At 48.8% G+C, this 24,913-nt stretch carries 8 protein-coding genes; 4 read left to right on the forward strand and 4 right to left on the reverse strand.

The window, feature by feature from the left end; translation table 11 throughout:
• Both ACL7TT_RS16520 and csrA read left to right on the forward strand, forming a co-directional pair.
• The coding region (locus ACL7TT_RS16520) for an integrase core domain-containing protein (RefSeq protein WP_413397046.1) at positions 1 to 279 on the forward strand (279 nt) is incomplete at its 5' end.
• An 893-nt stretch (positions 280 to 1,172) separates the two neighbouring features.
• On the forward strand, positions 1,173 to 1,397 hold the full coding sequence (gene csrA / locus ACL7TT_RS16525) for a carbon storage regulator CsrA (protein ID WP_413397048.1): 225 nt from the start codon (positions 1,173 to 1,175) through the stop codon (positions 1,395 to 1,397).
• A 633-nt stretch (positions 1,398 to 2,030) separates the two neighbouring features.
• Here csrA and ACL7TT_RS16530 read toward each other — a convergent pair.
• The 4 genes from ACL7TT_RS16530 to ACL7TT_RS16545 all read right to left on the reverse strand — a co-directional run bounded on the left by ACL7TT_RS16530 (position 2,031) and on the right by ACL7TT_RS16545 (position 13,584).
• On the reverse strand, positions 2,031 to 2,516 hold the full coding sequence (locus ACL7TT_RS16530; RefSeq protein ID WP_413397049.1) for a hypothetical protein: 486 nt from the start codon (positions 2,514 to 2,516) through the stop codon (positions 2,031 to 2,033).
• Between the two features lie 4 nt (positions 2,517 to 2,520).
• Positions 2,521 to 8,913: an RHS repeat-associated core domain-containing protein gene (locus ACL7TT_RS16535; RefSeq protein WP_413397051.1), complete on the reverse strand. Its 6,393-nt coding sequence runs from the start codon at positions 8,911 to 8,913 to the stop codon at positions 2,521 to 2,523.
• A 490-nt stretch (positions 8,914 to 9,403) separates the two neighbouring features.
• The gene (locus tag ACL7TT_RS16540; protein WP_413397053.1) at positions 9,404 to 12,508 is read right to left on the reverse strand and encodes an efflux RND transporter permease subunit; all 3,105 of its coding nucleotides are present in this window, start codon (positions 12,506 to 12,508) and stop codon (positions 9,404 to 9,406) included.
• Complete coding sequence (locus tag ACL7TT_RS16545; RefSeq protein WP_413397055.1) at positions 12,505 to 13,584, reverse strand: efflux RND transporter periplasmic adaptor subunit; 1,080 nt, start codon at positions 13,582 to 13,584, stop codon at positions 12,505 to 12,507. The genes ACL7TT_RS16540 and ACL7TT_RS16545 overlap by 4 nt, the downstream gene beginning before the upstream one ends.
• Positions 13,585 to 14,302: 718 nt before the next feature.
• On the opposite strand from ACL7TT_RS16545, the gene ACL7TT_RS16550 reads away from it, so the two are divergent.
• Positions 14,303 to 14,584 carry a transposase gene (locus tag ACL7TT_RS16550; protein WP_413397057.1) on the forward strand — a complete coding sequence of 94 codons (282 nt, stop codon included), beginning with the start codon at positions 14,303 to 14,305 and terminating at the stop codon, positions 14,582 to 14,584.
• A gap of 1,636 nt (positions 14,585 to 16,220) precedes the next feature.
• Positions 16,221 to 24,842, forward strand: a complete 8,622-nt coding sequence (locus ACL7TT_RS16555) for an RHS repeat-associated core domain-containing protein (protein ID WP_413397059.1) — start codon at positions 16,221 to 16,223, stop codon at positions 24,840 to 24,842.
• Positions 24,843 to 24,913: the final 71 nt, after the last annotated feature.

Below are 24,913 nucleotides of genomic sequence, written 5' to 3' on the forward strand. Positions count from 1 at the left end.
CGGCAATTGCTGTGGCGCTACCAGATGAAGCAGAGCCTAAGTCGCCGTGGGAACTGCTGGGATAATGCGCCGACAGAGCGTTTCTTCAGGAGCTTGAAGACGGAGTGGGTACCGGAGACTGGCTACTCGAGCTTCCCGGCAGCAAAGCAGGCGATCAACGATTACATCATCGGCTACTATAGCCAGATACGGCCACACCAGAACAACGACGGTTTGCCGCCGAATGTGGCTGAAGAAAAATATTGGAATGCTCAAAAGACGGTGGCCAAAAATACTTGACCACTACAGTACGAGTGCAGCGATGCCTGGTCCGCGTCAGGCAAGAGACAGACAGTCTTTTAAGCACTGGTTGTAGATCCGGCGATGGAATGGGTTTCCGTGCATGAACGTTACCCTAAAGCGCAACAGGGTGCCAAGGCGGGGATGCCCGCAATGCGCAACGCAACGCGGATTTCGGTAGGGAACTCTAGCAAAATCGGCCTCTGGTAGAGAATGCGGATGCACGGTTGAGGCACAACCACACGAATGCCTCACGTTTCGAGGAATTCAAACAGTGCTATCAAACACAGCCGCTATGGTCAGTACCTTGTTATGGCTGCCATTGTAATGCAGGCCAGTGAAACCGGTCCTTTTTAAAAGGGCACTGCGGTTTTTCCGGCCCCTTGCGGTAAGAAATATAGGCATCCAAATGATCTTATTGGATTGCATTGCGTTTTCTTTCGTGTCAAAGCGGCGTAGAATCCTAAGACTTTTATCGGTATTTGGGCCGGTTTTTGCAAGCCAGTAGCGCAAGGGGCCCAAAAAGCCCGGGCAGTTTCCAACCCGGGCATTTTCTCAAAGAGCCTTCCCGACAACAGGAGAACGGTACGTGACCTAAGCGTAAGTAAAAGGCGCTGACCCAAGGTGGGCAAACACCAAAGGGCCAGCTAACCAAATTGATAAGCAAGTATCAAAATGGCTATATGGATAATACGCTAGAAGCCCGCTCGTCTTCAATAAAGCGGGGCCCCTTAAAGCGCCTGGCGCAGTTACCCGGGCCCTGGGCGCATTGCGTCCGCCGGTTCTGCTTTACCGCCTACCGTTCACGCGCCCCTCCGCTTTCCACTGTAACTGTTCAAATACGCCCATCACAAAAAGTCAAACCGGGATCTGCAACCCGGAAGGAAAGGCTTATGTTGGTTGTAAAACGCCGGCCCGGCGAGAATCTCAGAATCGGAACCAATGTTTCCGTCACCGTATTGGGTATCACGGGTAACCAGGTCAGGGTGGGCATCGCGGCCCCTAAATCCCTGCCCGTGCACCGGGAAGAAGTGTATCTACGTATCCAAAAGGAGCGGGCGCTGGGAAATGGAAACCCTTTAGAAGTTGCCTCTCTCAGTGGGGAGGGTCCGCCATAAACCTGAATGTTTCCTGTGAGGCCACAATCTTATAAGCAGCAAAGGCCAGAAAGCTTCCACCGTGGGCATCCGGGTAGGCGGTCGCCCCTTGAGTATCGTATTTTTCGGGATGGGGCGCATGGCCTTTTGCTGGACCTGTGCCAGCATACGAATCGCCATTTCACCACCGCATCGGATCATTCCCGGAATCGATGGCATCTCCTTGTCGCAATAATCCACGGGAAATACGATTGAATTGAGGCGCCAACCTGAGTGAAAGGCTCTCATCCAGGGGGTGCATTGATGCAATGCACCCCTTCCCATTGACCCCATTGTCCGTCAGCCCAACTCGCACAATAGACGAGATTGTCGATACCTAACTCGGTACGGCGACTTACTGGAGTGACTCCATGGCTCGGCGGATTAAATAGTTCTGAAATACATAAAATATCGGATTTTGCGACCTTCAATGAGGTTGCGATCGAAAAAAGGAATCATCGAAGGCTCTGAATTTTGCTGTTTTTGTGGATTTATAGAGGTGTCCTTAAGATATGCACTTACAGGTTGAATCTGGGACTAATAATAAATTATTATAAAATTTTATAGTTTTTATTTATGAACAGCGGGCCGTTTGGCCCGCTATTTAATGCTAAACTAAGATAGACAGGATATAAAGCGCTTTACAGATTCGTTTTTTGGTTCTCTTCTAAAAAATATTGGGAGAAACCAAAAGTCAAAGGCAGAATACCTGCCTTTAGGAATCCAGGCTTTTACACTGTCGTTTACTTCAATTAAACAAAAGGTAAAATTTAATACTCTAAATTCACATAGATATTTAATATTATTTTCCTGTTTGTGGTCTAGTAAAATAACATCAGTGCTATCTATTTCAACAGATACTAAATTTTTAAACAACCAAATGTCTATAATTAGATTGGCAGTCATAATAGCTAAAAGTACATATATGGCAGGGTTTTCAAAAAGGTCAACTATTATTTCGACTTGGTGACCTATGGCTAAATTAAATAAATATATTGCAAGCATAATATATAAAATTAATAAAGCGCCCCCGACAGCTATATAAGCTATAAACTTATACAATAGTTCAGTCATTTTGCAAGATAACACGCTATTATTCACGTTATCACCATTTGGTTGTGGTTATATCCGCGTAATGTAAGCCAATCGGTAAACCGCCGCCTAAACCAGTAGTAACAATATGATCTGTAGGAGCAACTAAAAACCCGGGTTGAGTATTTGAAATAGTCACGTCAAACACTTTATAGTTTCCGCCTATTTCCTGACTGTTACCAAAAAAAGATTCCGGGTTAAAAAAATTGGCTCCTTCGATTTGAATACCAAAATCAAGCCCGGCAACACTTTCCGACCCATACGAGTAAAAACCGCTTTCATCAGTTATACCGTCACCGTCATAATCAATTTTATAGTACCCAATACCGCCAGCTTTTCCCCAAATACCAAATATAGCATCAAACCCAATACCAATAGCTATTCCATGGCCAGGACGCGCCCATGGATTGCGCGCCCCTGGAGTCCCCCAGGGCTGCCACCATTTACGCTTGCTATTACCGCCGCAAGTGCCGCCGGCCGCTTGTATTTGTTGGCAATTAGCAGTTACTACGACTTCTTCTAGCTCCTGCCCCTGGTCATTAAGCTTATCCTTTGCTTCCTCAGTATCTTTATGTTTTTGAGCGCTCAGTGGGTTGCTAATACTGAGGCCTTCCCAACCAATACCACCCCAGTTATAGTCGCCACCATTTCCGCCGAAAATGGAATTAGTCCATAACCACGAAAAATCCGGCTCAATATAATAGCCAGTAACCGATACCTCATCCATTATAAACCCGGTGGGGTCATTAGCGCTTAAGGGGTTGTTCATCACATAGCTATAACGGTTCCAGCTTTGGCTTAACGCCGGCGCCTGCACAATGGGATCAGGGCTCAAGAAACGCCCTAAAACGGGGTCATATATGCGCCCGTTCATGTGTATAAGGCCAGTTCTGTCTAACTGTTCATGGTTTGTAAAACCCCGGTTAGTACTAAGCCCCTGGGCGGCTAACAAGGCTTTTAAATCGGCGTTGCTAATCTCCCCGGACCAATCGCCGCTTTTGCGGCTGCCGTAGGGGTCATAGGCCAGTGCGCCTAATAATATATTCCCGTCAGCGTCGGTTACTTTTTCAACAGAACCCAAGTGGTCTAAGTGCAAGTATTCAACCGTATTAACAGTTAACCCCGCATTGTCAGTAATGCTAAATAGCAATATATCACCGTTCACCCTGGTTTTTTGTATACGTCTGTAATCTGGATCATTACCCGGTAAGAAGTCCTCATACCCGCCAACAATAAAGGTTTTGTCGGTCACTAATTGCTGTGCGCTTTCATCCCAATAGCTGCTTTCTCTGTAAAAGCGCTGGCCATCTGGGCCATAGTGGAAACGGTCGCGCGCTGTCGGATTTTGCGTGGACTGGCTACTGCCTACAGTTATTTCTGTTGGCAGCTGCCGCGCGTTCCAGGTAATCCACTTATCATCACCGGTTGCCGCGTCATAGCGTATAACCGCGCCGTTTTGGTTGTAGTGGAAGGTATAGCTAGTCCCGTCAATCGTGGCTGAGGTGGCCGCGTGGGTGCCTGCGTTGGTGTTTTGGCCGTACTGATAGCCTGTTACCTGGGTATCACCGGCAACACTGCTGGTTTTACTTTGGATATTGCCCAACCTATCAAAAAGTGTTGTCAAAGTACGCCGGCTAGTGTTGTCTAACCATGTCTGCGCCGTTTCCAGCCGGTTGAGACCGTCATAGCTGAATTCCTCACGCTTGACCGTAGAACCGGCCCCGGATACCGTACGGCTTTCTAAAGTGCCGTTACTGCGCCAGCTATAGACGTTATTTTGCACTACCTGAGCGCCAGTAGAGGCGATACTTTCTAACCGCCCTGTATTGGGGTTATAGGCTCTGGTTGTGGCTATGCCGTTGCCGTAGCTTTCGCTTTGGGCTTGTCCTAGCGCGTTCATGCTATCGAAAGTCTTTAGCGTGTTGGCACCGTCTGTAAGCTTCTGGAGGTACCCCCGGCCGTTGTACTGGTAATGCACCGCCGCACCGTCAGGGCTTGTCACAGAAGCCAACCGGCCCCGGCTATCGTAGCTATACTCTTGTTGATAGGTGCGCACCAATCCGCCAGCCCGCAGCGTTGTATCAATGCTATCTAATTGGGCATCGGCGTTATAGCTGTTGACCTCTTTGAAAACTTCGTTACCGCCCCTGGTATAAATGCGGCTGCCCAACAGGCCTGCGCCGTTTATCGGGTCATAGGTCCATTCTGCTATTCCTTGGTCATCTTCCTTGAACCTCAAACGGCCTAATTTATCATAGCTATTGACTACAATTTGCCCGCTATTATTAGTAGAACTAATCAACTCGCCTAAAGCATTGTACATAGTGGAAATTAACCCGGTATCCGGGGCTGTCATTGCACTTTGATAGCCGGCGGGGTCATAGTTCAAAATGGTTTTTGTTGAATTGTCGTTATCTACCACGGTAGAAGTTAATAAACCTGAGCCGTTGTAAGTGTATTTAGTGGCCACCCGTTCGGCTGTTCCTACACCTTCAATCGTTAGCGCTAGATCACCAAGGAAAGTTAAAGTATTTATTTTTATTTGTGTTTCTTGAAGCGCCCCTGCGCTGTTCAAAATGTCCTCCTCAATTCTAACCGTATAACTTCCATTGTTAGCGGGTGTATAGCTGGTGCGAACCTGGGAGCCATCCGGGCGGTCTAATTGGGTGATTCTATTTCTAATATCGAATTGATAAGTTGTTAGCGGTTTTTGATTGCCGACAAAATAAGGGGTAGTCTCTAAATATTTGCGCCCCAGTGAATCATAATTAATCTCCTTTCTAATTGTATCCACCCCATCAAAGGCTTGTGTATCCTGTTGGATAGCCCGGCCTAAAATATCGTAATAAGTGGTACTGCTGGGGGTTATCGGTGAATCTAAAGTAACTTGATAGGCAGCCAGCTGGCCTCCATAAACAGGGCAAGAATCGGCTGTACAGAATTCCCGCGTTGTGCTGAATCCAACACCATTAGGATTGATGCGTTTTTTCTCTCTTCCAAAATTATCAAAATGTATTCTTGTGGTTTGCCCGTTTGCAGTGATCGCTTTGACTTGATTGAAACGCTTATCATATTCAAGCGCTGTAATTTGTCCTAAAGCATTGGTTAAAGTGGTTGGAAAGCGTTTATCGATGTAATTATCTATTGTCGATGTGCGCTCTTCTATGCCAGCGCCGGTAATGGTTTCTGACAAAATATTACCGCTATCATCATAACTATATTTTGTTGTTAACTCGTATTTTGCATTTTCTGGAAAGCGTGTGGATGTGGCTATTTTCATTGAATTTTGATAAGGGGTATACACCACATTTTGAACAATATCAGCCGCTTTACTTAGCGGACCGTTATGGTAGCTAACCTGTTCTGCCTCTTTAAAACTGAGCAACCAGTCAGCTGGCCTATTGTTATAGGTTATTATGTTCTCTATGCTGCGCCGTATTCCGGTAACAGAAACAGGTTGTACGTCACCCCAAAAATTCTGACCTGTCGGCGCGTTAGCGCTTAAAGCATAGCGGTCTGCTTTTACTAGATTTTGTATTAATTCTCCATCATTTCCATAGGCGGCTTTTTGCGGCGTATTTGTAGAAAACTTATAGCCTAGTGTTTGCCCGTTTTCTAAAATCCATTCTAAACTTTGTTTAATATAAACATATTTAGTAGAGTTTACTCCAATTGATAAATCTAAATTTCCGTAGCGTAATTGGCGCTTTGCCAGCATTTCACTACTAGCGGGGTAAAGCCCAACGTATTGCATTTCACGCGCAACCCGCCCAATGAAGGGGTAATCTAAACGAAATTGGCGATAGGTAACAATATTAGCGCTACGGTCATGGATTCTTTGTGCTGAATAGCCCAAAAATCCACGTCTGTTTTTACTGACGTAACCGTTGCCTTGATAGGCATAGTTAGTTTTATGCCACCCGTCAACATTGCCATCAGAACGCCAAACCTCAGTAATTACAGTTTTGTAATTTCCATTAACGGCAGCCAGAGGGATTCCATTGCCTGGCGTTACGCTTTGGCCAAAAGGTTCTTCTGAAAAGAAGCCATCATTAGAATTAGCCCTCAGCATAGTATGAAAAAATTTGGTCTGTTCTCCTAATGAATCAGTGACCTTGGCAACCCCGGTGCTAAAATTAATTGGGTTGGCTTCTTCTGGTACGTGCCAGTCAAATGACATAGGGTTTAAGCATTGCTCATTAATTCCGTTTGCGTCAAATGCGCATTTTTGAACGTGCTTCAACCTTCTATAGTCTTCTATTTCTCCTTCATCTTCAGAGATAAGTTTATATTTTCTAACTGGCTTATCGTCATACAGTACTTTTATATGATGCAGTAAAACCAATTGCTCTTGCTGTATTTCTTCAGAGTCTAGCGGCTGCGGTGGTGCATCGCTGCGCGTTCCATATTCAAACACTATGCGCGAATCTGAATTATTGCCATAGGTAATTTCTAGTGGGTAATTTATCCCCTCTACCGTATCGCGATGATATTTGTATTCAATAATGTTACCAAAAGTATCCGTTTCTTTGTTTAAAGTCCAGCCGAAATACACAGATTTACCAACTCTTAACCGGCTATCATTGGTTTTGCCATATTCTTGTATTGTGCCGTCTGGTGTTTCAACTTGAAACCATAAACCGCGATCATATTTTATAGTTATTTTGTGAAAACTATCCTTAGCGGTTCGGTAAGTACTGCCACTTGCCCATTGATCACCATTAACCAAAATAAGAGGCTCGCCATTTAGACAAATAGAATCGTCAAGGGTCAATTCTATTTTGTCTGTATTAGGCCGGCCTACCACACAACGACGTATAGAGCCAAAACCACCGATTTTCCAACCATAGCCTAAATAATCCTCCGGCAAAGATTCATTTTTTCGTTTCCTAAAGCGTGCTCCGGAATAGGTAATATTTACAGCTGGGGTAAAATCATTAACCCCTGGTGCGACTTCTACAGGTATTTTTATAACCGCGTCGCCGGTCCTGGTGACGTTGGTTGTATATGCCATTTTTCCGGGAATGGTAGCGGTAGCTAGACTTACCGCTGGCGCTATGCCGTCCAGGTTATGCACTTTAACCCAGTCGCTAGTTTTCCAGCCCGTGCAGGAACCGTCGTTACAGGCTTTCACCCGGTACTTGTATTTGTCGGCAAGATGGCCGCGCGCTTCATAGGTTTTAGCGGTCGCATTGTTTAACTGCACAGTGTGCCAGCCGTCATCGCCGCAGGCTTCGACGCCGGTTTTACAGTAGCGCTGTAACTCGTAAGCGGTAACACCGCCTGAAGCATTCCAACTTATATCATAGTCGCCAAACTCGCTAGATTCTGGCGTACTTATGGTAACGCCACTTGGAGTAGGTAGCGGGATATTGACAGAAACGGTTTTATAGTTTGCTGCAGGCGTCCAAGGCCCCCAGCCTGCGGCATTTTCAGCTCGAGCCCTAAACTTGAAAGTACCAGAGGTGCCCAAGGGCAAGCTAACTGGGTGGGTGGTTGTTGTGCCTGTATTGTCATCGCCACAATTATTGAACGTAAAGCCAGCGCCGTCTTTGTCGCACTGAATTTGATATTTGGTGATTGGATCAAAAACGCCAGGGGGTGCGCTCCAAGCTACTTGAAAATCACTGCTTTGCGTGCCACCGCTAGGCTGTGTAAAATTTGTGATAGCGTCGGGTTTGCGGTTTACGTTAATATAGCTACTGTATTGCCAGTCACTATATTTAAAGTGGCTTTTTACTTTGATATAAGATCTTACCCTATACCTATATTTCCCGTTAGAAATGGTCCCAGAATCGGGCACGCGGATAGTTCTTTTATTTCTATCTGCCGCAGAGTAGATTTGCGACCATGAACCCGAAGTACTGGTGCAGGTTCCGGCGCATTGTTGGACTTGATACCCCGTGAAATTCGGTGTTGCTTGAGAAGCGCCCCAGCTTAAGCTAAACACCCCATTTCTGTCTGTGCCGCCTTCAATGTTACTAAAGCTGGTTGCGCCGGTTTTATTGGGTTTGCGCAATACTATTAATTCATTGGAATAAACCCAGTTATAGCTGCTGTGGCCGCTACCGGCGTAATAATGTTGAACTCTATATTTATAAGCCGCAGACGCAGCATTGCTAATATTTATAGTATTGCTGCCGGGCAAACCGTTTGTATAATAAACATAGTTTGAGCCGTTGGTGCTAACCTGCACGTCTATTTCACTGCAAGCCGTGTAATAAATGTTGTTCAGAAAAAATTTTAAGGCGTAGTTTCCGTCTGAATCATTAGTTGGAAGTTCAACACTGCTAATTTTAGGTGCATTTCCTGTGCAGTTTGGTTCCGGGTCTTTTGGTCGTGCGTGGGCGGTACTCGTTATAAAACTGATAAGCAGTATTAATAAAATCAAAAATCTATTAAACATTATTTTAAATCCATTGTTATAAAATTAAAGAAAGAAATATTTATCTATATAATATCCCTCATTTTTTGTTTTCCGTAAGTGTCAATCTGAATTTTTATGCACACATTTGGATTCTGTCCTGCACCTTTGGGGATGGAAAATCTGCAAATATAGCATCTATAAAAAACCAGTTCCGAGCTGAATTGACATGCTTTAATGTGCGCGCAAGCATAGAAAATATAACTTTATAATTTGTTTTTAGTGTCCTGCGATTATGAATCAGCAAAGGTTAGTCAAAAGCGTCTAACTTGACGGTAAAAGTTACAATAAGTTTTCTTTTGTTCTTCTTGTTTCGATTCAATTAAACTATATTCTGATAGATATCCTTTAAATAATATCTGTGTAGAAATAGTTTTCTGTATTTTCCCGGCCACTAGGAGACTGGAAACTATAAACAACAAAATTATGTTTTTGTAAAGTAGAATTCTCAAATACTATAGATATATTTCCCTCAAGCCACGGCATTGACATTCAATATTCTTTGTCTTTCTTTGAGCCTGAGAGTGCTCCGACTAAGATTAAATACCGGAAGCGACAACAAGGCTGACATAAAGCTCAGCACCAGCAGAGCGGCAAACACCATACCGCCGGTAATCACGGTTGCAAGACCACGGTAGATGGCTGCGCTGTCACCGGGGCTCAGGACGAGAGGTAAGTTACCGAATATACACGTCATGGTAGTCAGCATTATCGGGCGAATACGCAAATTAACTGCATTCTTAATCGCATCGAACTGGTTTGCCCCCCCGTTCATGGCTGCCTGAAATTGACTTACTAAAAGAATCGAATTGTTTACCACAAGCCCCATCAGGATAACAAATCCAATCATCGTAATTACATCCAGGTTCTGCGGTACAAAAAAGTTGAGTAAATTAAGGCTTAGCATGCCCCCGAGGAAAGACAATGGTATTGCTAGCAGTACAGCTACTGCTAACTTAATTGACCCCAAAGTGAAAGACAGGAGCATCGCCAGAATCACCAGGGCTGCAAGAAATATATACAAAAATTCCTGGAGAAATAGCTTGAGCTCATTGGCACTGCCTCGGAACTGTACGTGCAGGTCGCTGTATTCACCTTCTTTCATAAATCTATCGACGCTTTGGCTGACGCTATCCACGAAATCTTTCATAGCAATATCTGGAGGGGGCGTCAGATTTAGGGAGGCGCTGACATCCCGATCAATGCGGAGTATGGTGTCTGGCGTCAGAGTAATTCTCACATCGGTCAATTGTCGCAGAGGAACGAGACCGTGCCCGTTTATCATTATCTCCGAATCAAGAAGTTGTTCCAGATCCACGGGATCTTTAGATTTTAAATAGAATGGAAGCGTGTTGGTGCCCGTATAGAAGTTTCCCAAATAAATCCCGTCAGTTAGTGCAACAAGATGATGATTGAATTCGGAAAGGCTCATTCCGAAAAATATTAACTGCTCCTGATCAGGTTGAAATTCAATTCGCACTCCACGGTCACTCAAGGCCGTACCCTCCAGAATCTGGGCCTTTGGGAACTCAGATCGGAGTTGGTAGAGTAATTCGCGTCCCGCGGATTGAAGGATCGGAAGTTCTGACCCTTTGATATCGAGCTGGCTTATGCGGCTGTTGGGCATTGCAAATTGCAGCAATCGGCCTTGACTGGTGAATATTCTAGTTCCGGCGAAGCCATGCACGATGTCCTTTTCGATCCAGTTTTTGAAATCATTAAAATTCCAATCCTCATGAGTGTAAAAGTAGAGATTGCACATCATTGGGTAGCACATGATTCCATAGGTGTAAAACTGTAAATTATGGGTATCCTTCTTGCGTTCGATCCGATCCAAAATCACCCTGGCGACCTCTTCTTCGACGACATCCATGGCCATGGGCGTTTCAAAATTAATAGACGTGGAAATCATGGCTTGCTTGGGCTCCGGCAATACGTCGATAGGTGGCGCAGCAAGGTAAGTAACGAAAAGGGCGACTGGTAAACCGAGAGCTAGCGTTATGCATGCCCACCGGGAGCGAGTTGCTGGTAATACCGACAACCTGGCTACTTGGGATAGGATTCGATTAGAATTTCCACCTGTGATCTGCAATTTCATCGGCGATATTTCTTTTAAAAAATACCTGGCCATTGCGGGGAGGAGAACCAAGGAGAAAACCAATGAAGCTAAGAGCGCACTAGAGATTGTGTAGGCGAGATCCTTAAATAGTTGCCCCGTCGGCGATTGCATGGCAAGGATTGGAAGAAATACGATAACACTGGAGATAGTCGAGGAGATCAATGCGGTGGTGACCTCCTGTGTACCCCGACGAATACTCAAGGAGAGCCCTAGTCCCTCTCCGTGAAGGCGCCGAATGTTTTCGATCACGATGATGGCTGCATCAACCAACAAGCCGATCGACAACGCTATTCCGGCCAGCGAGATTACGTTCATGCTTCTCTCGCCCGCATACATTCCAAGGACAACAAGTGCGATACAGACTGGCATACTCACAAAAATCAAGGCTAACACCCGCAAGTCACGCAAGAACCAGTAAAGGACAATGCAAGCGAGGAGAGCACCCATCACCAGACTTCCATACACAAGGTTAAGAGAGTCCAAGATGCTCTTCGAGTCGTCGCGGCTAATGGAAATTTCCATCCCCAACTTTGACAAGTCGTCATCATTCAGGTCCGTGATCACCTGTTTGATGCTGTCGATGGTGTTTAGAACGTTGATGTTTTCGGTTGGCTGTAAATAGAAATAGAATGAACGGTTGCCCTCGAGTGCAAAGAAACTCCAATCGGAGACGACTCGGGTATGCACAGATGCAATGTCGCCCAAATGGATTATATGCGGACCACTGGTGGCGATAGGTAAGTCATTCATTTGCTCAAGCGGAACCTGTCCTTTGAAGTGCAAACCGTATTCTCTTGACCCGATTGTTAGAGTGCCACCGGAGCGATCCATAAGATCCTGAAGGCGGGCTTGCACGTCATCGATGGTCAGTGAATGGCTGGCGAGCTTGCTGGGATCGAATTCGATATCGACACGTTGTTCCATGGGTGTACCGGCGACCACAACCGAGGCCACACCGGGAATTTTACTGAATGCAGGGTGAACATGAGTCCGAAACGCCTGGATGAGTTCAGCTTTGCTGGCCGAAGTCTTCGAGTAGAGAAAAAAGCTAGCGAGTGTAGCTCCGGCACCGTTGCTATAGTTAAAAACGCGAGGCAGCGGAACCTGGGGCGGCCAATTTGGAACCTGATTGATACGGGAGAGTGTATCAATGTACATCTTCTCCATGTTGGCATTGGGGTGGAAGGTCAATGTGGTCCATGCGAAACCGTTATTAACATTTGTCTGTACTTCTTTCAGATAGCCGAGTGTGGACAGTTCCTGTTCCAGAGGGGCAACTAACGCTTGCTCTATTTCGGTTGCTGTCTTGCTAGGCCATGAGGTTGCGAGGGAAATTTGTGGGCGATCAATGACCGGCAACAAGGAGTTGGGTAGTTTTAGGCCAGCGATAACACCCAGGACGACCAACAAGAAGCCGCAGCTTATAATTGCCGAACTGTAGTTCTCTATGAATTTCATGACTTGCCCTTGTTCAAAGGTACTACCTCCTGATCTTCCTGTAACCCTTCGTGTCCAACCATAACAAGCAAATCCCCCGGTTTGATTTCAGATTGGACAACGAAATGGGTTGCCAAGGTATCGAGTATTCGCACTGGGAGTTTATGCACTGTGTTATTCCCATCTACAGCCCAGACTTGATATGTACTGCCTTCCAGTTTGACGGCGTCTGAGGGTACCCGGGTAATACTCTCGGTTTTTTGGATACTCTCTAGCCGTTTCAGCATGGAAAGCCGGAATCGTTGCCCCACCAACAGGGCTTTGTATCTTTCACCATTGCCATCAAAATACAACGTCAGGTTTTGAGTGTCGGTATCCACTGTTCTACCGATATCCCGGAGTGGAATGAGCTCACCCCTGATCCGAAACTCAAAATTGTCCAGTGATGTTGCTTTCGGCGCGTGCTCTTGGGGAATCTTGCACTCCAGTTGTTTTTTTTCCAGTGGCAGCAGTTGCGCTATTCTCTGGCCTGCATTTAACCGCTCTCCAGGACTTGCATCTACTTGCAACACTTGGCCGCTAAACGGGGCATAGTGTTTAAGATGTTCGAAGCGGTACTTGTTAGTTTGTAACTGTTGTTTCAATCGCTGCCTATTGAGCCGGTGCATATTGACGCTGAGCATAAGTTCATTCAACTGGGACTTGGAGACCAGCTCACTTTTCCTAAGGGTCTTGAGCCTGACAAGCTCTTCCTCAGCGTGCTTGAGCTGTGTTTCGGCGAGTTCGAGATCGGTGCGGATGACTGCCAGCTCACTGGCAAGGTAATACCCATCCTGCTCTGCCACCAATTCACCGGCCTTGACGGTCGAGCCGGTCGGTAGCACATCGGTCAGTTCAGCTTGAGTATGACTGGAAATTTGGTGGACAAAGGGTGCATTGACCGAGCAATAGAGAGTTGTCTCTTCGATCTGTTGCCACTCCTGTGCCTTTTCAACTATGACGTGGACATTGACTGCCGCTTGCACAATCGAGCTGAGTGTCAACGTTATCAGCACATAACCGGCCATGATTGGCTTGACCAGTTCTTTTTTTAGCATTTTTATCTCCTGCTTAGCTATTAGGTTAGTGGAACTGATGCCCTAAAGCGAAGCCACTTCGGAAATTAGAAAATTCGCAGCGATGGCCTCTGTGTGATTGAGAAAAAAATGAGAGCTGCCGGTTCTCGCCCCGATCACAAAACGGTTTGGAGCGCTCATCCACCTCTGGAGAGTATCGTTAAAATTAACTAACTTTTGATATAATACTAACATCCAGGAAAAATCCAAGGTCATAGCGTAATGCAACCCAGCTTTTTTGATCTCGAAGACCGTCATCACAAGCTGAATGAACGCGATCCTCTCGTCGAGCTAAACAGATTGGTTCATTGAGGGGGACTTTCGTACTACTTAGAGCGAAAGTCGCACAAAGTACTGTAAGAATAATGTTGGCAGAAAACCATTCGATGCGTTGATGATGTTTAAAGTTCTGTATAATTTGCCGGACGACGAGTTGGAGTTTCAAATCCGGGATCGTTATAGTTTCTGCTGTTTCCTCGAAGTAACTTCCGAGGGCAAGACACGGATGCAAAAACCATTTGGGTATTCCGGGGGCAATTGGTCGCTGCAGACTTGGGAGGCCTTGTTTCTAGACTTTGACCTGCAATTGGATGCCAGAGGATACAAGGCCAGGAAGGGGCAAACCGTTGATGTCAGCTGTGTTGAGGCTCCATGATAGCGTAATACACGTGAAGAAAATAAGGAGATCAAGGAAGGCAAGGTGCCGCAAGGGTTTCAGGATACCCCAAACGTTCTGCGATCAAAGGATCTGGGTGTCCACTGGGCTAAGAAAAATAACGAAACGCACTACGGCTATCAGAATCACGCCTGCGTAGACAACCGGCACAAACTGATACGCGGCTATACAGTGACTACGGTTGCAGTCCACGACTCCAATGTATTCCATGAGTTGCTGATTGAGAACAGCTCTCAGAATGTTTGGGCAGATAGTGACTACTACAGCGAAAACAGTGCAATCATTTTGAATGCCATGGGTTACTGAAACCATGGTTACAAGAAAATTTGTCGCCACAGGCCGCTGAGTGAACGGGAGAAGGGAGCAAACTGAAAAAAACCTAGGGTCCGGGCGCGTATTGAGCACGGCTTGGTTCTATGAAAAACGAACAAGGAGGTATGTTTTTGATAGTCATTGCATTTGTGAGAGTGACCTTCAAAGTTGGTATGATGAACTTGGCGTACAATATACGGCGGTTTGTCAGCCTTCACTGGCTAAGAGTGTCCACATCATAAGGAATGTAGGGCAATAAAACCTGTGTGAACGAAATTTATTTGGATTTCAGGAAAACTTTAATTTTTTGACCGTGATGAACTGCAGATGCTGTAAGTGGGGGGGCAGGTACCGCAACAGCCTTGTGAGGCCGTGGGCGCAATAGGGGCGAGCGCCTCCACTGCAGGTATCCGTGCAGGCTCGCCTCCTGGGTAGTCTGTGTTTTCGGGATACAACGCATGGCCTGTTGCTCGACCTGCGTCAGCATACCGATAATCCCCTCACCACCACACTGGATCACTGCGGCGGAGCTGATCAGACTCAGAAATTTCTCTGGTGGTCTTTGACAGGATCAAGGTGTCCCGTGTGAGATCCGATACGGATCGGCATAATTGCTTATTCTTTTTTTTGCGGTCGCTTGCGTCCGCTGTATGGCTCGGTGCTTATTTCGCTGTATTGTTATCGCCAGTGCTGGAGTGCCTGCTCCGTTCTCTGCCTCTGTGGTATCGCATCCACGCACAGCATTTTCTGACTGCGCAGCACTTCAGCATCCCTTCCCAGGCTGGCCCTTTACAGAAGCAATACAAACAATGCTGCAAACTGTTGCGGCTTCTTAGGAGTAACAATATTTATACTCTGTTATGCGAGGGATCATAAAATTTGGCGCTTATTTCATTTCCTTGATATCTGTATAGCAAGTAAAATGAAAAAAATCTGATAAGTTTGCGTTTGCTGAATTGAAATATCTGATTGCCAGGGGTTCTGCTGTTTCGGTAATTGAAGGGCCTGTAAAGCGTACGCTTGTACCACTTCACTTTTCCTGTTGCGGGAATTTCCGGGTATTCAATTCATAAAGCCAAAAATTCTAGAGATGGTTCCCAAATGGTGATTTGGGAAGCTCAAAATTACAGCGCGGTTCACTCCAAACAGGCTGATTTTAACCACCCTGCTGGATTGGGTACGTAAAAAATAACAGCTTGAAAGCTTTGGAGTGGGTAAGGTGTTTGTAGTACGATCTATTGTGATATTGGCCCTTGGGCTGATATCTGGCACAGTGTTGGCTGATGTAAGCGGACCTGCCAGTAACACCACCGGCCAGTTTACAATCCATTACTCTGTAAATCCTTCCGCCACCCCGGTTGCTGCTGAACTCCGGCTTTTTCGCAATGGCAGTTTAAAGTCAACCCATACCGCGAGCACAAGAGGGGGCAGTTTTACTTTTTCAGTTTCCAATTCCGCCAGTTACAAAGTGGAATTTTACTACAAGAATTGGTACGACCCGTGCCCAACCTGCCTGCTTTCTTCTATTCCTGGGAGTGACAATAAAATTGGTGCAAATGTACCACTGGCTCCGCAGAGGCTGAACCCAGAACCGCAGGGCACATTCAATAATCCGGGAGGTTCCTGGATATTGAGTGGTCGCCATACGGTCAAGGTCAGTATCCCAAAGCCCGGCGGGATCACGCTTGCTGCCAACAATAAAACCGGTGCATTTACTATCGGTTGGGGCGCTGCCCCTGGAAATCCGGGTAAGTACCAACTGAGAGAGCGAAAAAACGCAGGGAGTTGGGCTACGGTTTATAGTGGTTCCGGCAGACAAACCTCGGTTTCCGGCCGCCTTTCCGGCGTGTACGAATATCAAGTCAGAGCCTGTTATGTGGCTTGTAGTGGTTATACGGCAAGCAAGGCGATCACCGTTGTCAGAACCCCAGGCGCCATTAACCTGCCCGGGTCTTCAACCAGCGGCAGCTTCACAGTTTCCTGGAATGCCGTATCCGGGCGCGACAGCTATATATTGCGGGAGCAGAGAAACGGTGGCAGTTGGTCTACGGTTTACACCGGCTCCTCAACCAGTAAGACCCTGTCTGGACGCTCAACCGGCACCTATCGGTATCGGGTTGCTGCGGTTAAAAACGGTGTAACCGGGAATTATAAAACCTCCGATAACCTGATTGTTTCCAAGGCACCCGGGGTCCCTGGCGGTTTCACTGTACCCTCGTCATCCGCAGATGGCATTTATGCGATTCGCTGGAATGCCGTTAGCGGAGATGGCGATATAACCTACCGAGTCGAGGAAACCGGTGAAACTTCCGCAAGCTGGACTCAAAGTGGGACATCCAGGTCATATACCAAAACGAAAAGCGGAACCTATTCCTACAGGGTCCGCGCATGCAGTACTTATTCGGGGGTACGGTCCTGTGGAAACTTTACTGGCTTCAAGCAGGTAAATACGGATTTTCCTGATTTCTTTATACAATCTCACCAGGGCGCAAAGGTGACACTGGTGTGGGATGCCGAATGGGCGGGAGGACAATATCTCGTGCTGTCCCGCAACAGCGAGCAATTGTTTCGGGCCGCCGGAGTGGAAAACGGCGTTTATATCGATACAGTGCCTGCCAGTGGTACCTATCACTATCGCCTGGAAAGTTATCGATGCCCCAGTAGTGAATGTATCGATTTAGGGCGTGCAAGCGATTCAATTACTATCGTGCTGGCACCGGGCAAGCCGACAGTCTCTGCTCAGCACACCGTTTCCTATGATGGCAATACTGTTATTACCTCCAACAGCTCCGGGCCCATCAACACGGTGCGCTGGCAAAAACGCCAGAGTGGTAGCTGGCCAGGGGAGGGTAATTACTCCACCGCGGCAAGCCATTCTTTCGAAGTAACCGGGCTGGGGGATGGAACATGGGAATTTCGCACCAAGAACTGTAACAGTGCCGGCTGTAGCAGCAGCTGGAGCAATCCGGTATCCCTTGAGGTGTGGAATCAGGTTATACCCACCAAACCGGCGATAGAGTCACTGCCCAACGATGATGACGGCGTTATTTCCCTGCGGTGGACGGATTTAAAAAACCAAGACGTCTATCAATACGAAATCTATCAGAACGGGCAATTAGCAAAAACCCTGGCCAGTGACCCGCAAACACCCAATGCGCCGCATACTTACACCCTTCCCAAGCGCAGTGATGGTAACTATACCTATACGGTCAAAGCTTTCAATTTACGTTGCTCACGTGAGAACAACTGCCCTACCAGCAGTGCCGTCAGTGTGATTGTTGCCGAGCGTCCAAGCCCTCCGGGAGAAGTCAAGCCATCGGCCACTTTTACCCGTACCGGTTTCATCAATCTCAACTGGGGGGCTGCCGGCGGCAATGTAAAATACTACGAAGTGATCCCCGGTAGCGCAAATGCATCTGATGGTCCCATCACCTGGCATGAAGGCGACAAGCGTGCCCATACGGATTTACAGAGCTTATCCCGGGACTATACCCTTAACGATGGTTTCCATGCCTTCAAAGTACGCGCCTGTAATCAGGTTTCCGCCTATGCCCCCTGTTCCGGAGACACCGTCTCCGACATTGTGGAGGTCGCAATATCCGAGCCGCCGGTGGCTATTGAAGTACCGCCACACAGGGAGACCGCACTGCCCAATACCGCTACTGGGGTATTGGCATCGGATCGGGTAGGCATCGTTGGCGGTGAGTTCCGGGTCACCGAATCCGGAGCGGCCAACTACACCGTTCCCATAATAACCGGCCCCGCCTCCGGCGGCGCCGTACCCTCGGTAGCACTGTCTTACAACAGTGAAAGGGGCAATGGCCTTCTGGGTATGGGGTGGAGCATCAGTGGTCTCTCCGCAATCACTGCCTGTCGCCGCACGCAGGAAGAGGACAATGTCAACGGCAGTGCCTTTGATCGGTATTGCCTGGATGGTCATCGCCTCAAACTGATCAGCGGTACTTTGGGTAGCGTAGGCTCGCTGTATCGACCCTCGCTGGATTCCTTTATACGTGTGAAACTGGTTTCCACCAATGTGGGCACTGGCAAAGGCTTCGAGGTTTATCGCAAGGATGGTTCCATCTCCTACTACGGCTTGAGCGAAGACGCCTATACCGCCAATGTCTGGCATTTGAATCGGCAAGAGGACAGCGCGGGTAACTATATTCAATATCGTTACCTGAAGGATGCGGATACTGGCGAACATGTGATTGACACTATTTATTATGCAGCCAATGCCAGTGATGCCCCACTCAACGAGATCCGGTTTGTTTATGACAGCAGCCGCAGTGACAAACTTTATGGCTATGCTTTTGGCGAAAGTAAATCCCTGACACGCCGTCTCACCTCCGTCACTTCTAAAGCCAATGGCACCGAGCTGCGCCGTTATGTACCCACCTATGAGACCGGTGCCACTGGCCGCCTGCGCATGGCGGCCATCGAGGAATGTGTTGGTGACAATTGTCGGCCATCGACCAGTTTTAAGTACACCGAGCTGACCGCAATGGGAGTTGGCGACGATGCACCCAATACGAGTTTGCTCTCCCGTAACTTTATAGGCGGTAAGGCTGGTGATATCAACGGTGACGGCATACAGGACCTGGTATGGATTAAATTATCGCCGGGAGATCCATGGACCAATGATGATGACCGCTATTATTTTCGTATTGCCCTGGGTGATGGCAATGGGGGCCTGAACCCACAGAATACGCAGATCCGCGCGCGCTCCAATGTCCACAAAGAATGGCATCTGGTGGACTACAACGATGATGGCAAAAGTGATCTGCTACACGTACCGGCAGGCAGTGGTAGCGCCTGGAAAGTGAATCTATCACTGGGTAGTGCCTTCTCCGGCACCGAACTCACCACCGCAATTCCCTATGAGCCCGATCAAAAAGGCAATATGTATGATTTTAATGGGGATGGACTGCCGGATTATTTAAAAATTCAGGCCGATGACGGGATGTACGGTGATGAAGCAGAAGTGGCCGCCGTTGTCCGGCTCACGGAGCGGAAACCGGGTGGAGGTCTCCAGTTTGCCTCTGCAGAGACGACCCGGGAAATACTGAACCTGCCTGAGATTCCCTATCCCCCCGGTTATGACCGGCAGAGAGTTGCCATCTCAATTAGGGACAATGATATTGTCTCTGATTTGAACAATGACGGCATTGCGGATTTCAGTGCAATTGTAACCACCAAATGGATATGTGATCCCCCCCACTTTGAATGCCCAAACAATACGCCGGTTTTGATCTGGAACCATTTCGCCATTCTTATCTCATCCGGAACAGGCAGCCACAGTGTCATCTTCCAGCAGCAAGAGCACTGGCAGGCTTTTAAATCAGAACAGCGTTTTGCAGATATTAACGGGGATGGCCTGGTAGATATGCTGTATCGCTCAGATGATGAATCCCAATGGGCTTTATATCATTTTACGGGTGATAATTTTGTTCGTGCCGGAACGCTGGCCTCCCAGGTCGATGAAGACCCTCTACTCTATGACTGGAATGACGATGGCCTTACAGATATCCTGTATCCAAAAGATGTCAGCGGCAGCTTTGGCACCCTGCATGTTCTTCTCAACACGCCCACCGGTTTTGGTACTTCCTTGAATACCGGCTTTGCCTGGGGTGTGCACGAGACCGACATCTTTCATTACACCTTGGACCTGGATGGGGATGGCCGTGGGGAAATTCTGGAAATCTGCTCGGAACTTGAGGACGTTACCTCGGGTAATCCCTGCGACAACCGGGTGCCGTTTGCAGAGAAGTACCTGCGCATTCTCAAGCCCAAGCACAAAAACAAGCCAATAGATGTATTGAGCCGTATTACCGATGGTTTCGGGGTGAAAACCGAGATCCGGTATGCCCGCCTGAATGACGCTTCCAGCAATGTTTACACCCGCACCACGGGCGCTTCCGGGTTGGAATACGGTAATGGTTCGCCGGTATTCGATCTCTACTCCCCCATGTATGTGGTACAGAAGGCTACCTCGGATGCTCCGGCAGCCAACAATGACGCCAACACGGTAGAAGTGCACTATCACTACGCCAAGGGTCGCATGCAGGGCGGGGGCCGCGGCTTTTTGGGCTTCGAGCAGGTCACCAGTTACGATCCGCAGAACCAGGTCAAGACCACCACTTACTACCGCCAGGACTACCCTTATATCGGCATGCCAGAGGAAACGGCCAAGGTCATCGAACCGAGCCTGGGCAATATTGCCGTTCCTGCTGCCTGTAGCGATACCAGCCAAATTTTGATCAGTTGCTCAGTGAACGAACTGGATGCGTTTGCGCCAACCGGTAAAACGGTTTTCCCCTATATTAGTAAGGCCATCGATAAATTGTACGAGCTTGATGGCACTTACCTCGGCAATAAAGCCACCCAGACCATTTACGACCGTGCCAAAACGGCCGACCTGCTGTATGGCAATGTCTCCGAGGTGATCGTTGAAAACTTCGATGCAGCAGGCAACCGCTTGCAAAACCAGACCACCAAGAACAACTATAACAATGTGGTGGACAGCAACCGTTGGCACACGGGGCGCTTAATCAAAAGCACGGTCACCACCGAGCGATTCGGCAGGCTGGCAGCGCCCGCCATTACCCGCCAGGCAGACTTCGGCTACGATCCGATCACCGGATTGCTCACCGATGAATGGGTAGCAAAGGGCACCGGGCTCGAACTGCATACCCAATATCAACACGACCGTTTCGGCAATCGAACCTCTGTCAAAGTCACGGATGCCGTTGGCAACAGCCGCATGACCCGGACGCTTTACGATGGCTATGGCCGCTACGCGACCACCCGGATCAACGCCCTGAACCAGACCACCGCACAGCTACAGGACTTCAATGCCTTCGGTGCAGCAGGGAAAGCACTGGATATCAGTGGCGTGGCCACCAGCCGCGCTTATTCACAATATGGCGATGCCTATTTTGAATATGTTGAAACCGGCAGCCACAGCACCACCCTGAAAACACTGTGCAGTGCGACCGTGACTTGTCCCACGGTGGCCGGTGTTCCTGCCCATTACAAATCTACCACGACCGGTATCGACCAGACCCGGGTTATCACCTATCACGACCGCCTGGGGCGGGAGGTTCGCAAACAGACACAGGGCTTCAACGGCAACCCGATCTATGTGGATACCCAATACGATGCGCAGTCGCGGGTCAAGGCGGTGTCGGAACCCCACACCGGCAGCAATCCGCGCTGGTCTTTCTACCACTATGATTTACTCGGCCGTACCACCCTGGTGGATGCACCGGACGGCCAGTGCGATGTTGCCACGGTTTACAATGAGCTTTCGATCACAGTGACCAATTGTGGCCAGAGTAAAACCACGCAAAACAATCTCCTCGGTGAGGCGGTTGAAATCACGGACGCTATCGGTGGCAAGCTGCAATACAGCTACTACGCTGACGGCAAGCTGAAAAACGTCAAGGTACTCGACAGCAGCGGCCTGCAGACGGCACTCACCAGTATCGAATACGACCAGTTGGGCCGCAAAGACAAAATGATCGACCCGGACAAGGGTACCTGGACCTACGGCTACACCGGTTTTGGCGAACTGCACTGGCAGAGGGATGCCAAGGCTCAGGGTACCGCCATGACCTACGACGCCCTGGGGCGTATGATCACCCGTGCGGATTACAAAAACTTCGACTCGCTCAGCCAAAACGGTGACCTGCAGCAGTTCGCCCGCTGGTACTACGATCAAGACCCGGGCTGCGATTCCCTCTACCGGTTCGATGGCAAACTGGTGGCCGTCGCCCAGGCGCCGGTGGCCATTCAAGGTGGCTGCAGCCCCAACCTGGAAGATCTCGGTCACCTCAAGTTACTGCATTACGACCAGTACGGTCGCCTGGGGGAAACCACCACTTCCCTGGGGTTGATCGGCGGTGACGGTGACTTCTTCGAAAAAGTCACCTACGACAAGTACAGCCGTGCTGTAAAAAACTTCGACGCCAGCAACCAGCAGGTGGGCCAACAGGGCGACTACCTCTATGGTGTGGAGACCGTTTACAACGCCTATGGCTACAAACAGGGCGTGCGCGACTTGCGGGCCCCGGTCGGAAGCGGTTTTTATTACACTGTGGAAGCTATGACCACCCATGGCCAGGTGAGGGAGGTCAGGCTGGGTAACGGTCTCACCACAACCTATCAGTACGATCCCCGGAGCCATCGTCTTACCGATATTCTCACCGATATTGCCCCCGGCATCGGTCAGATACAGAACCTGCACTATGATTGGTACACCATTGGCAACCTGATGTCGAAAACCGATCAGAGCGGCGATGGCAGCTACCAAAAAAGTCTGGAAGAAGTCTATCAGTACGACGATCTCAACCGCCTGCGCTACGCCTACCTCTATAACAGCGGAAGCCAGGCAGATGTACAGGAGGTCCGGTACGATAGCGGCGGTAACATCACCTTCAAGACCGGTGTGGGCAACTACAGCTACAACGGCCCACAGCCCCACGCCGTCACCGGCACCAGCATCGGCAGCATCAGTTACCAGTACGACAACAATGGCAACCTGGTGGGTGACGGCAGCGGTCGCATCCTGCAATACAGCGTTTTCGACAAGCCCACCCTGATTGAAAAGGGCAGCCACAGTACCCGCCTTCTCTACGGCCCGGACCGCAACCGCTACAAGCGGGTGGATGACAACGGCAATGGCAGCGTCACCACCTTACAGCTCGGCGGTGTTGAAAAAGTCATTGAGCGGACCCGAAATGGCAGCTTTGTCAAAGCCTATTACCGCAGAAGCCTTGCCGGAGTGGCAATGGAAACTGTGGATCTGGATCAATCGGATCAGGTTACCGGCAGAGAGACCCGCTACCTGCTCAAGGACCTGCAAGGCAGCCTGGATGTGATTACCACCGAAGCCGGCCAGGTGGCAAAAGACCACTTGGGCAATAAGCTGGTCTATAGTTTTGACCCCTGGGGCAAGCGCAGGGCCCCGTTCTCCTGGGAACAGCTCGGCACACCGGAAAATATCATCGCCACACTTGGGGTGGGCAGCTTCAATCACCTCACCAGTAACCGGGGCTATACCGGCCACGAAATGCTCGACGCCGTGGGCCTGATACACATGAATGGTCGGGTTTACGACCCAACACTCTCAAGGTTTGTCTCCGCCGATCCCGTGATTGATGATGTGGCCAGTGTGCAGGGCTACAACCGCTACGCCTACGTGCACAATAACCCCCTCAGTTACACCGACCCCAGCGGCTACAGCAAGTGGACGCGTTTTCGGGACCGCTGGCTGAATGGCCGGGCCATACACTATAAGCTGTCACAGAACCCTACACTGAACGCTGTAGTCCAGGTGGGCGTTTGTATAATGGCACAGGCCGCCTGCCCGGCGGTATTGGCTGGTTACAATGCCGTGCAGACCTACCAGGTTACCGGTAGCTGGGCGTTAGCTTTCAAAAACGGGGTCCTCGGGGGCATCTCCGCGGGCGCATTCGCGGGTATGCCGGGCGGCTGGAGTCCAACCGCATTTGCGTTGCGGGGCACGTTTGGCGGTGTACTGTCTGTGATTGGAGGCGGGAAGTTCGGGCACGGATTTGTATCGGCCGGTGTCGGCGGCGGGTTTGGCAAAGATACCCAACTGGCGACAAGGATGCTGGTGTCGGGGTCTATATCGAAGGCAACCGGGGGCAAATTTGCCAATGGGGCAGCGACCGCGGCCTTTGCAATGGCAATGGGTTCGATAGCTCGATCAGGAACACCGCCCACCGAAAAACCCAATATTACTGGGAGCGATAAAGTGGCGTTTGTGGGCGGTGCAGGGGATGGGAGCGGGTTGAGCGACCCTGTTGTCCAGGATAAGTACAAAGCATACATTGAAGAATATGGCGAAGAGAGTGCTAAGTATTTTGAATGGACTGACTCCGATGCTCTTTCAACCTATATTTCAGATCACAAAGGCAGGGTTACAGTTGTAGCTCATAGCTATGGTGCTGATACAGCTTCGCATATAGTTGCGGGTGGTTCACAAGTATACAAGTTGGTTACCGTTGATCCAGTTGGGTGGACTAGGCCCAGTATGCAGGCGATAGCAAACAATGCAGTGATTTGGAATAACTATGATTCAACTGGCGGTATGTGGTCACACCAGAGTAATTTCATAGCCACCGTTGGTGGTGCATGGAATTCTCGCCCTGATGGATATGCAACCAACCACACGGCTAGCTCTCTAAATCATATGTCCATCTGTATTAAATATTGCAGGCCATGATTATGACCAGAGTCCTATTTAGAATTCCTGCTCTAATTTTGCTGTCGTTCGGTCTTCTGGGTTGTATATCG

Source organism: Microbulbifer jejuensis, from assembly GCF_047289955.1.
Classification (GTDB): Bacteria; Pseudomonadota; Gammaproteobacteria; order Pseudomonadales; family Cellvibrionaceae; genus Microbulbifer.

Coding starts and splice junctions, on each gene's coding strand:
- csrA (WP_413397048.1), top strand. CDS start 1,173: ATGTTGGTTGTAAAACGCCGGCCCGGCGAGAATCTCAGAATCGGAACC.
- ACL7TT_RS16535 (WP_413397051.1), bottom strand. CDS start 8,913: ATGTTTAATAGATTTTTGATTTTATTAATACTGCTTATCAGTTTTATA.
- ACL7TT_RS16540 (WP_413397053.1), bottom strand. CDS start 12,508: ATGAAATTCATAGAGAACTACAGTTCGGCAATTATAAGCTGCGGCTTC.
- ACL7TT_RS16545 (WP_413397055.1), bottom strand. CDS start 13,584: ATGCTAAAAAAAGAACTGGTCAAGCCAATCATGGCCGGTTATGTGCTG.